This is a genomic window from Brevibacillus sp. HB1.1, from assembly GCF_013332445.1.
Lineage (GTDB): Bacteria > Bacillota > Bacilli > Brevibacillales > Brevibacillaceae > Brevibacillus > Brevibacillus porteri.
The window spans coordinates 173,584-185,520 of sequence record NZ_JABMIV010000007.1 but is presented as its reverse complement, the minus strand read 5'-3'; the positions used below and the strand labels follow the sequence as shown (position 1 = coordinate 185,520).

9 protein-coding genes are annotated in these 11,937 nt (G+C 50.3%); 2 read left to right on the top strand and 7 right to left on the bottom strand.

All coding sequences use genetic code 11. The features are described from left to right. Positions 1–79 precede the first annotated feature (79 nt). Positions 80–967 (top strand): LysR family transcriptional regulator, encoded by an 888-nt coding sequence (locus tag HPY27_RS19075; RefSeq protein WP_174225710.1) that lies wholly within the window; start codon positions 80–82, stop codon positions 965–967. 343 nt (positions 968–1,310) lie between these two features. Here the strand turns inward: HPY27_RS19075 and HPY27_RS19070 are convergent, their stop codons facing one another. From HPY27_RS19070 to HPY27_RS19040, 7 genes are all read right to left on the bottom strand, one after another. Continuing rightward, the gene (locus HPY27_RS19070) at positions 1,311–2,198 is read right to left on the bottom strand and encodes an ABC transporter ATP-binding protein (protein WP_017250986.1); all 888 of its coding nucleotides are present in this window, start codon (positions 2,196–2,198) and stop codon (positions 1,311–1,313) included. A 4-nt stretch (positions 2,199–2,202) separates the two neighbouring features. Further along, positions 2,203–5,091, bottom strand: a complete 2,889-nt coding sequence (locus tag HPY27_RS19065) for an ABC transporter permease (RefSeq protein WP_217438041.1) — start codon at positions 5,089–5,091, stop codon at positions 2,203–2,205. An 18-nt stretch (positions 5,092–5,109) separates the two neighbouring features. Further along, complete coding sequence (locus HPY27_RS19060) at positions 5,110–6,288, bottom strand: efflux RND transporter periplasmic adaptor subunit (RefSeq protein WP_069845666.1); 1,179 nt, start codon at positions 6,286–6,288, stop codon at positions 5,110–5,112. Further along, complete coding sequence (locus HPY27_RS19055) at positions 6,251–6,925, bottom strand: ABC transporter ATP-binding protein (RefSeq protein WP_017250983.1); 675 nt, start codon at positions 6,923–6,925, stop codon at positions 6,251–6,253. The genes HPY27_RS19060 and HPY27_RS19055 overlap by 38 nt, the downstream gene beginning before the upstream one ends. 195 nt (positions 6,926–7,120) lie before the next feature. Then, positions 7,121–8,338, bottom strand: coding sequence for an amidohydrolase family protein (locus tag HPY27_RS19050; protein WP_069845671.1), 1,218 nt, complete (start codon positions 8,336–8,338; stop codon positions 7,121–7,123). A 34-nt stretch (positions 8,339–8,372) separates the two neighbouring features. Next, positions 8,373–9,596, bottom strand: coding sequence for an amidohydrolase (locus tag HPY27_RS19045; protein ID WP_174225708.1), 1,224 nt, complete (start codon positions 9,594–9,596; stop codon positions 8,373–8,375). Positions 9,597–9,611: 15 nt separating this feature from the next. Further along, positions 9,612–10,847 (bottom strand): amidohydrolase, encoded by a 1,236-nt coding sequence (locus tag HPY27_RS19040; RefSeq protein WP_174225707.1) that lies wholly within the window; start codon positions 10,845–10,847, stop codon positions 9,612–9,614. 180 nt (positions 10,848–11,027) lie between these two features. Between HPY27_RS19040 and nikC the strand changes: the two genes are divergently transcribed. Then, positions 11,028–11,927 carry a nickel transporter permease gene (gene nikC / locus HPY27_RS19035; protein WP_017250979.1) on the top strand — a complete coding sequence of 300 codons (900 nt, stop codon included), beginning with the start codon at positions 11,028–11,030 and terminating at the stop codon, positions 11,925–11,927. Positions 11,928–11,937 lie beyond the last annotated feature (10 nt).

Below are 11,937 nucleotides of genomic sequence, written 5' to 3'. Positions count from 1 at the left end.
TACTGGAAATCAAACATTTACTCCAACGCATTTCACGTTATAATTTCATTGATTGGAAGGAATGAATGGAGGGTGCTGAATGGAGCTTCTTCAACTGCAATACTTTCTCACGGTAGCTCGGATGGAACACGTGACCGAAGCTGCACGAAGTCTGCATGTGACCCAATCGTCCCTAAGCAAAACGATTCAACGATTGGAGGAGGATCTGGGAGTCCCGCTGTTTGATCGAAAAGGGAGAAAGCTGCGTCTGAATGAGTTCGGAAGCAAATTCCTCTGCCGGGTGGATAGAGCTTTGTTTGAATTGGAACAGGGGAAGCTGGAGCTTCGCGATTTGTCCAACCCGGAACATGGCACGCTTGAATTGGCGGTGACTACGGCAAGCACACTACCCAATATCCTTCGAGAGTTTCGGAAAAAGCGACCCGATATCCAGTTTCATGTACAAATGCTCACCACGCTGGAAATGGTTACGCTTCTCCATAGAGGAGAGATCGATTTTTGCTTGTCCTCCCCTCCTATCCAAGAGGATGGCATTGAATGTCAAATCGTCTTCATTGACCCTATTCTCGTAGCTGTTCCAAGGGGACATCGATTAGCAGACCGAAGCATCGTATCTTTGACAGATCTAAAGGATGAATGGTTCGTCGGTGTAAAGAAAGGGTACGGGACACGCGATTTCGTAGACTCTATATGCAAGTCGGTTGGATTCACACCTAAATATGTGTATGAGGGAGATGAACCTGCAAGGCTAATCCAGCTAGTGGAATCAGAAATTGGCATAGCCTTCATACCAAGCACGGCAAGAGATTCTCGTGAACAAATCAAGTATCTTCGAGTAGAGAATCACGAATTGGTACGGGAAATCGCTTTATTATGGCACAAGAGTCGGTACATTTCGCGAGCTGCCCAAGACTTCCGTGATGTCGTTGTCGATTATTTTGGGGATGTATGCAAACTTGAGAGGTGATGAATCATGAAGCTTCACGATTGTCCTACTTGTCATACCAACAGTCAAGAATGTATGGTCGTCATCGAGAACGCGCTGCACCCTACAGCTGAGAGATTAACGTGCAGGATATGTTCCTGGAGCGGAAAGTGGTCGGACATGAAAGTGCGCGAGATCCCAGACGAACCAATCCCGGGCGTCGAACCGATTACCGACTATGGTGTGCTCCATTCAGATCAAATTCGCCTTCGATATACAGGAGGTTGTTGCCCTCATTGTGGGGGAGATGATCCTTTATGCTGGTGCCATGCATTTTAGGTACAGGCATATCCCACTAGCTGAACAAAAAACAGACACGTCACATTCACGTGTCTGTTTTGGTGGAGGCTACAGGCGCCTTTAGGATAATTCGATCTTCTTCCAGCTCAATTCGGAGCTTGCCGTCCGCCTGGATCGCCTGGAGGTACTCCATTGGGATCTGCAGCCTCCCCACCTGATCAAGCACCGCCAATTCCTCATGAGTGTCCTCGTTAGCTGACTCATCCGAAGACTCGGAAGTGTTTTCTTCTGTTCCTTTTCGCCGCAACAACTCGCTGGACGTTTTCCCATCCCTAATGGCTACGACACGATCTACTTTGCGCGCCAGCTCCAAATCATGAGTCACGATGACGACGGTTAGCCCAAACGAACGGTTCAGCTCTTGAAACAAATCGAGAATGATAGCTGCCGTTCGAGTATCTACACTGCCAGTCGGCTCATCTGCCAAAAGCAGCTTGGGCTCGTTCGCCAACGCGATCGCGATGGCTACCCGCTGTTGCTCCCCGCCGGAAAGTTCGCTCAGCTTGTTCTTTTTTCGGTGGCCCAGTCCCACCAGTTCCAACAACTCGTGGGCGCGTTCCCTTTTTCGCTTGCCCCGCAAAAGCATTGGCATCTCCACATTTTGCAGTGCGGATAGATACGGGATCAGATTGCGGGCGTTGTTCTGCCAGACAAAGCCTACGGTCTGCAAGCGATACTGAACCAGCTCGGAAGTCGTCAATCGAAATAAATCAGCTCCCGCGACGGAAAGTTTTCCTGCCGAGGGACGGTCCAGCCCTCCCAGCATGTTCAAAAGCGTTGATTTGCCGCTGCCGCTATTCCCAATGATCCCCATCAGCTCTCCGGTCTCTACACGCAAATCCAACCCTTGCAGCGCGACCACTTCCAGATCATTTGCCTTGTAGATTTTCACCAAATTTTCGCATACGATCATCTGATTAGTCCTCCCCCAGCTTTACGGCTTGATGGATCTGCATCCGTGATAGCAGAATACCAACGATCCCGATCCCGATTCCGATCACCAGTGTCACGGCAATGAACGTATAAATGATTTGTTCATCTTGCAGCATCGAAATAACGGTAAAGGGAGGAACTTGCTTATCGGCATGTAAATAGAGACTAAGTGCAGGCAAAAACAGGCTATTTGCCAGCTTGCCCGCTGTCATTCCCATCGCAAAAGCGACACCAAACGTCAAGAGCTGCTCCCACGCAAGAATGGCAAGAAGCTGTCTGAATGGCATTCCCATCGCGCGGAACACGCCGTATTGCAATTTTCTGGCTCCAAGTGTAAGCACCCAGTACAACACATAGCCGATAAAGGTGACCAGCATGGAAAGCAGGAACCCAAGCGTCAGCGATCCGTTCAGCCCCAAATAAAATGCGCTGTTTTTCATCTGGATCACTTGCTGTTTGGCATTATTCAGCATGGCGAGCTTGACTCCCTCTTGTGACAGACCCTTGTACAGCGATTCAGAAGAGGCTCCCTCTTTCATCTTAATCCAAACCTCATAAGGCTCCAGACGCATCTTGTCTTGCACAAACGGGAGATTGGCGACTGCCAAATACTGTTCTTCCATACTGCTTCCATATGTACTTTTTACAGGCGCAGGATTCCATCCCGGCCAGTAATCCACGATAGCATACACAATCATTTCAACCCTGCGAGAATCCCCCCAGCCGAGCAGGATGGTTTGTCCCTCCACCACGTGCAGCTTGTCAGCGAGGCTGCGAGACAGCAATAGGGCGCGCGGTTCTTTTGCTATCAAATTCAAATAATCGTGGAAGTGATGCGGCAGCAAGTCAGACTTCATCCAAGCGGTCTTAGCAAACTCTTTGGGCTCGATCCCCATCAAGGTGACGTCCTTCACAGGATCGCCCCGAAAAGAAGCCTCCGCCAGGCCGTTCACAAAGACTTTTGTTGCATGCTCAACCTCAGGTAATCGACTGTACACTTCGAAATCCGGCTCTACATACTGAACGGGAGGAGCTGCAGGCGCTTGTTCCACTTCTGCTTCCTCACCTTCTTCCGCATTTCTTCCTCCCCGATAGACCGTTACTTCCGGTTTGTCGCTCTGCCACTCTGCCTTCAAACGAATATCCGCGCCGATTTGGTAACGGATTCTCTCTTCTGCATTTTGATTGATCGTCCGTGCCATGCTTGCACTGAACATTCCTACTGCGACCGTAATCGTCACAAACAGCATGAGAAAATGATACTGACGTGAAGCTCTCCCTACCTGAACCAGCGTCGTATGCAGAGAAAGCGGGAAGAAGGAGCGTCCTGCCCAAGACATCAGACGCAGGAGCCACGGGTACAACCGGAGAAGCAACAGGCCAAAACCGAGCGAAAACAGAACGGGCACAAAAAAGAGAAGGAAATCGATCGAGATCGCCGTAGCTCCTTCGCTCGTTTTTGCTGCGGTTTCGGCGGCGTTTTGATAGGAATACCATCCATACCACGATATCGCAAGCAGCAATACGTCGAAAAACAGCCGGTGCCAAATGGCGGATCCACTCATTCTCGCCATGTTTTGCTTGTGCGTGACGATATTTTGCCTGGTTGCCAGAAACACAGAAATCAAAACAAGTGTAATACAAGCAACCACCATCCACGCAGCATACACGAATACTTCCGGACTGATCGTGACATCCAAACCTTTGCGATCGACAAATTCGAGAAATCCATTCGAGACGCCAAGGATCTTACTGAGCTGAATCCCCACTAAGGGACCGATCAGAAAAGCACATCCCCCAAGAATGGCGATCTCCATGAAATAAATGGAAAAAACCTGCATTCTGCTGGCTCCCCTGCTGCCCAGCACTGCGATTTCCGTTCGTTGCCTTTCCACAATTAATCCCGAAACCATCACGAGATAAAGGCCCAGCATAATGAAAATGGGGATGTAGAGTGACCAGAGAATGGTTTTGAATTGCTTCTCTTGCTCATTGTACTTGCCCACGAGACTAGCCGCCGGAAACTGAACGTTGATCTCCGCTTTTTTCAATCCATGCTGTTGCAGCTTCCCTTCGATTCCGGCCACCAATGAATTCAGCTTCTCTGTATCGCTGATCCGAAAAGATTGGTAGTGAAAGGCCGTATACATCTCGGTGGAAATGACCAGATTTTTCTCTTCCAAAAACACACTCCGAAAAAGTCGTTCATCCAATACGAAGCCACTGGAGTATTCACTGGTCGAAGCAAACCAATACGGATCGTTCCCCTCTTTTTCCTTGAAAACACCGACCGGCTTGATTCGCACCTTGAGTCCTTCTACCTGGTTCGTGGTCAGCTCATACAAACTGCCTAGCACCATCCGGCGGTCCTTTAACGCTTTTTCTGTTACCAGTGCTTCGTACACGCCATCAACGGGTGTTGCAGCAGGTAGGCGACCGTCGACAAGCGTCATATGCTGCGCAAGTCCGCTCAGCGAATAGATCCGCGAACTGTCGGAACTGAGCAAGCTCTTCGGCTGTATGTTTTCCTGAATGGCTTGAAACGGAATGGTCCGTAAAACTGTCACTCCTGCATACACCGGAACATCCAGTTCAGCGATTACTTCGTTTTGTAGATGAGCGGTCATTTCGTCTACAAGTACCGCCCCATTCTTTCCCAGTTTGTTTTGATTGACCGCGATCAGCAAGCCACCGGGGAAGCGGTTCACATTCTTCTGGTATTCCTCCATATCCTTGGTCAACATGCGTTGGAGTACCCCTGACGTGAATGCCGGTATACTCGATACCAATCCGACAGCGACGATTAGACCAATCAACAGACTGCCGACCAGCCAGCGGTTATTCATCATTTTCCGCAAGATCATTTGCAGCATCGCCACGACATTGTCCCCCTATTCCAAAATAACCAGTTGGCCTGCCGAAAGACCTTTGCGAATCTCAACCTCCGTCTGGGTCATGATACCAGTCTCCACGTCCACTTCCTTCTTGCTATTCCCGTCGAGCACCCGAACGTACTTCCTGCCTGATAATTCATGAAGTGCTTTTCTCGGTATAAAAAGCGTCTGATCCTCCTTGTCCACAATCACTTCAATACTGACTCCTGTCCCGATCTCTAAGCCCTTTGGAGGGATTTTCGGTGTAATGAGTAGACTTCTCTGATACAGCTTCGTCAAATCCTCTGGTAAATTGGAAGGGACATGCAGGGGCGTCTGAACAACTGTCCCCTCGCCTTTTTCGCCGTCTTTGCCCGAGAGAATCACTTTCATCCCTTCCCTAACATCTTGCAGCGCCTCTTTCTCGGGAGCGGTATACACCACGAACAGCTTGTTCGGATCGCCTATCGTTACCAACTTTTGATGCGCCTCCACCTCATCCCCTACCTGTTGATTGCTTACGAAAAGCACGATTCCGTCAAAAGGCGAGATCAGCTTGGTCTCAGCCCAACGCTGTTGCAGATTCTTCAAGTCCATCTCTTTTTGCTTCACGTTCAGCCTGGCACGCTCCACCACGTACTGCTGCTTCTTGGGATCCTGCAATTTCGCCAAGTCTAGCTTAACCTTTTCCAATTCGATCTTGGCTAGCTTGGTCTCGTCTACCTTAGCGTTCATCTCTGCCTTCAAAACGTCCAGCTTGGCGGATTCGACTTCGTAGTGATTATCCTGCTGGGCTTCAAGCAGCTCCAGCTTTGCCTTCTCCAGTTCATACCGGGCCGACTCGATCGACCTCTCCATTTCAGCCGCATCCAATTCAGCAAGTACCTGTCCTTTTTTCACCTGATCGCCGCCTTGGACAGAGAACGACTTCAGCCGCAGTCCCTTCGTCTCTGGGAAAGAGAGCTCCGCCGTTTTCACGGTCGTGAAGGAGGCGTTTCCTTTCACACTTTTTACGATCGGCCCTTGTAAAACTTCTGCCACCTCGTATTTGATAGGCGACGGCTCCACTAATGGCGGAGCCAGAACCTCCTCTTCCTTAGGGAATAGGGAACAGCCCGTCAATAAAAGGAAAACGCTCAAGTACGCCCATTTTATTTTGCTATTCCTTGATACGACCGTCCTCCAATTCATAGACATCGTCCGCCACCTCCATTACACCAGGATCATGTGTCGTCATGACAATGCTCATAGCACCTTCATCGACCAGTTGGCGAAACAAACGGCTAATTTGCAGACCCGTTTTACTATCCAGCTCAGCTGTCGGCTCATCCGCCAATAGTAGTGTCGGCCTGTTCGCAACAGCTCTGGCAATCGCACAGCGTTGCTGTTCTCCACCGGACATCTCAAACGGCCGATGATGCGCCCGTTTGGACAAACCAACGATATCCAGCGATTCGCGAACACGCTCCCTCCATTCGGCAGCAGGCACCCCTGACAGGCGGAGTCCAAACTCGACGTTTTCAGCGGCTGACATCAGCGGAAGCAGGCCAAACGACTGGAAAATAAACGCCATGTTCTTTTGCCTGATCTTCGTTCGCTCATGATCCGATAGCTGGCCGATTTCTCTTCCCTGAAAGTACACGCTTCCTGCCGTCGGACGATCGAGACCACCCAAAAGGTTTAATAGAGTCGTTTTTCCTGATCCTGATCTGCCTTTTAGTACGAGCAATCGTCCTGATTCTACACGTATTTTTACCCCCGCAAGCGCTCTGACGGCAGTTGCCCCTCTACCAAACGTGCGTTCTACGTTTTTTGTCTCTGCAATGAACGACAAAATGACACCCCCAAAACATGTCTGAAAAATATGAGTTTTACTAATAGTAACTCAAATAAAATCCATTGTTTAATAAAATTGGAATAAACCAATATAAACGAAAATAAATTCCACGTTATGGCCACTATAGACACTTACCAAAAGAAAAAAGGCAAAACCCTGTGGTTCTGCCTTTTTATTCTTTCCTTTTCGATTTTACAAAGCCCCGGAAACAACATTACCACGGTACATGACCGCTTGACGCTTCGCGCGGCGTGCAACTGCTTCTGCTGCCGAGGATGCGTGAACGAATACGATATCCGCCTCGTCGCCAACATTCGGCCACATGCGGTTGCCCTCTTTATCCAGCGGCGTCTTCCCGCCTGTAATAAAGCCCAGTGCTTGGGACAGTGAACGCTCATCCTGCATGCGGAAGCGCTCTGCCAAGCGACCTGCTTTTTCTAAGCTATCGCCTTGTCCAAATGGCGACCAGTGATCGGTAATACTGTCGTCTCCGAGAGAGACGGAGACACCTTTTTCATGTAGCAATGGAATGGGAATCGTCCCTCTGTTCACCGGTACGGTGGAAGTGATCGAAATGCCCAATCCAGCGAGCATTTCAGCTACGTCGCCTGCTTCTTCCAGACTGATGTCAGCAAGGGAATTGGCATGGCTGATCGTAACGCGACCTTGCCATCCTGCTTCTTCGGTCATTTTAGCCAGACGCTTGAATGTAAACACCCCGAGATGATCCGGGTCATGCAAGTGAACGTCGATTGGAGCATTCGCTTCGACTGCCAGCTCAAAAATGGTAGCGAGCGATTTCTCGATGTTTTGATCCACTGTCGCCGGGTCTACACCCCCAACGTAGGTTGCGCCCATTTTCAAGGCTTGGCGGATGTTCTCCACTTGGTTGCTTCGCAGAAGACCTTGCTGCGGGAAGGCAACGACCTCGCACTGCAATCTGCCGCTGAAGGTCTCCAGGGCTGCCATAGTCGCTTCCAGGTTTTTAAGTCCGATGTACGGATCGATATTACAATGGGAGCGAATATGGGTGGAGCCTGCGGACAGCAGCAATTCCAGCATTTTTTCTGCGCGCTCTTGTGCTGTTGGCAACAGCTTCGGCATGAGCTGGCTCTCTTCTTCCAGTCGACCCAAGATGTTTTTCACTGGTGTCACGGCTTTCCAAGGACCGCCATAGTACGTTTTATCGATGTGGATGTGCATATCCCTAAATGACGGCAGTGCCAACAGACCGCTGGCATCCTTCGTTGGCAGCTCGGTTTGTGGAGCAGCTCCACTCACGATCTGTGCAATTCGTCCGTCTTCGATTAATAGATGCGCCACTTCAGTATCTGTAGCAACCACCTTGTCGTTTTCTTTGCGGTATCCGCTCTCCAAGCGGAGGTTGGTAATCCAATAGGCTGTAGACATCTATCCATGACATCCTTTCTATTTAAAAGTAGTACTACCACTCACCCGCTACCCGGTTGCCTTGGAAAAGAACGACCTTGCGCTTGGCACGTCTCGCAACAGCTTCTGCTGAACATGTCGCTTCGACCGCCATCAGGCTCGCCTCATCTCCAACCAATGGCCACAGGCGATTTCCGGTTTCATCGAGAGTGATCCGCCCTTCTGTCACGAAGCCGAGTGCTACGCCTAACGATCTTTCATCCGTCAAGCGAAAGCGTTCAGCCAGTCGTCCTGCTTTTTCCAACAAGTCTCCACTGCCAAAAGGTGTCCAGTTGTCGGTCAAGCTGTCGTTTCCAAGCATGACGGCAACCCCTTCTTGATGCAGCAACGGAATCGGAATGGTCAGGCGATTGATCGGCACGGTCGATGCAACCGAGATACCAAGGGAGGCGAGTCGTTGTGCCATCTCTCTGGCTTCTTCCTGTGAAACATCGCCTAACCCCATCGCGTGACTAATCGTGACACGTCCTTGCCAGCCTGCCTCTTCCGTCAGATCAGCGAGGCGCTTCATCGTAAATACGCCGAGATGCCCCGGATCATGCAAATGCATGTCAATGTCGGCATCCGCTTCGACTGCCAACTCTAGCATCGTTTGCAGAGAACGCTCGATGTCTCCGTCTACTCCACCTGGATCGACGCCGCCTACATGAGTGGCGCCTTGACGCAGTGCCTCACGTACCATGTCTCGCGCTTGTGTACGCAGCATGCCATAATGCGGGAAAGCAACGATTTCGTAGGAGACACGGTCTGCATACGTCTCGAACGCCTTCTTCATTCCTTCCAAGAACCCAAGACCAACCTGTGGGTCTACATGACAATGTGTTCTTACATGTGTAACTCCTGTTTCCACCAGCAGCGAGAGAATATTTTCTGCTCCTGTCTGAGCCTGTTTGAGGTACATTGGCAACAGCCCTCTGTCCTCAGCGTGGCGTTCGAACAAGTTTTTTACGGGAGTTGTTGCCTTCCACGGACCGCCGTAATACGTTTTTTCTAGATGAATGTGCTTCTCAGCCATAGACGGCAAAATCAGTAAGCCTTTCGCGTCCTTTTTAGGTAGCCCATCCTCCAAAATCTCACTGGAAGGGACAATCCGCGTAATTTTCCCATGCTCAATGAGCAAATCGCACAGCTCTGTCCGCGTTCCACTGATCACGCCTTCTTCCCACTCATACCCGTTTTCCAATCGCGCGTTGACGATCCAATAAGGAGAAGATTTCACCGGCTTTTCCCCCTCTTAAACGTTCACTTCTTCCACTTGACCAGAAGCGAGAGTGCCTTTGAAAAATACAGCGTGTCGATCGGCACGGCGCGCGATCGCTTCTGCCGAGCAGGTCGCGTCCACGAGGATCAGGCTAGCGTCTTCACCTTGTGCAGGCCACAGCTGTGTTCCGTTGGCATCCAGCGTCGTTTTGCCACCTGTGATAAAACGCAGCGATTGTGACAGAGACAACTCGTCCAGCCAACGATTGCGTTCAGCAAGTCGCCAGAGGCGCTCCAGCACATCGCCATTTCCGTATGGCTGCCACGTGTCAAAAATGTTGTCGCAGCCGACCGCAACGTCGACGCCATTTTGGTGCAACAGCTGCACAGGTGGAATAACGCGGCTAAATGGCACACTGGTGATGATCGTAATGCCCGCTTCCCGCAGGATCGTCGCCATCTCTTCTGCTTCCTGCACAGGGATGTCTCCGAGCGCAAACGCATGGCTAATTGCTACGCGGCCTTGCCAGCCAGCGTCTACGGTCATTGCTGCTAGTCGCTTCATTGTGTAGGTTCCCAAATGTCCCGGGTCATGCAAATGCAAGTCCACACCTGCGTTTGCTTCTACCGCCAGCTCCATCATCTGGTGCAAAGATTCTTCTATATCGCCATCCACATTAGCTGGGTCTACGCCTCCGACATGAGTCGCACCTTGGCGCAATGCCTCACGCAAGAGTGCTTTTGCGTCTGTACGCAACAAGCCATGCTGCGGGAATGCGACGATCTCATGGGTGACTCGATCCGCGTAGGTTGCTAATGCTGCTTTTACTGATTCCAAATTGGAGATTCCCACTTCTGGGTAAATGTCCACATGTGTACGTACGTGTGTCGATCCATAAGACAAGAGGATCTCCAACAGATTCTCCGCACGCTCTTGTGTGGTTGTCGGCAATCCTGGCAGTGTGCGCTTCTCAATCTCGCAACGCTCAATAATATTGGACACAGGAATGACTGCCCGCCATGGTTCTCCCAGAAGCGTTTTGTCCAAATGAACATGCTTCTCTACGAAAGATGGGAGTGCCAATAAGCCTTTTGCATCCTTTTGCAAAATACCGTCTGTAAGCTTCTCTGTCGCTGGTACAATACGCGCGAATTTTCCGTCTTTTACCAAAATGTGAAACAAGGATGCCTCTGTCCCCGTGACGACACCGTTTTCCCGACGGTAGCCCGTCTCCAAACGAACATTGGTCAACCAATAGGTAACGCCCATCCATTATCCACCCTCTCTTTGTCTCTCTCCATTCCTTTCTCCCCCATTATCTAGGAAGCCGGAAGACTTGATTTGCACAATCTTTACGTCTATTTTCACTATTTTTACGACTTGTTCAAATTGCCTTTACTTCGTACATTTTTCTGATAACTTTGACGTAAGCAAAGGAGGGGTTACACCATGAAGGTTGAGATTGCACCAACTAATCAAGCTCTTCCGCCGAAAGCAGCGGCTGCACGCCCTAGCAGATGGCGGACTTTTTACAGGAAACTACGAAAAAACAAACTCGCCATGGTAGGCGGCTGTATCGTGATTTTTTACATCGCGATTGCCCTGTTGGCACCATTCATCGCTCCTTACGATCCCTATGAGATTGATTTGGTTAACAAATTGAAGCCACCATCTGCTGAGCACTGGATGGGTACCGATGACAAAGGTCGGGATGTAATGAGCCGTCTTTTATACGGAACGCAGCTCTCGATGTCCGTCGGATTCGTCGCCGTCTTTATTGGTGCATTTTTCGGAATTATTCTTGGCTTATTATCCGGTTACTACGGAGGCTGGGTAGATACGGTCATCTCCCGTATCATCGATGTTTTGCTCGCCTTCCCGGGAATCCTGCTATCTCTGGCCATTGTCAGTGCCTTAGGGCCAAGTCTCTTTAACGTTATGATCGCCGTTGGTATCTTCTCGATTCCTGTATTTGCACGGATCGTCCGCGGCTCTACTTTGACCGTGAAAAAACTGGAGTACATCGATGCGATCCGCTCACTCGGTGCCAATGACTTCACGATTATCTTTAGACACATTTTTCCAAACATTTTGTCTCCTATTATCGTACAGGCAACGATGCGCCTAGCTACCGCGATTCTATCCGCCGCTGGCCTGTCGTTCCTCGGACTGGGAGCACAGCCTCCTCTGCCGGAGTGGGGCGCCATGCTCAGTAACGGACGCGACTTCTTGTTTACCGCTCCGCATCTAGCCATGTTCCCTGGTTTCGCTATTGCAACTCTTGTTCTCGGCTTCAACATCTTTGGGGACGGCCTCAGGGACGCTCTCGATCCACGAATGAAACAATAGGAGGGAAATC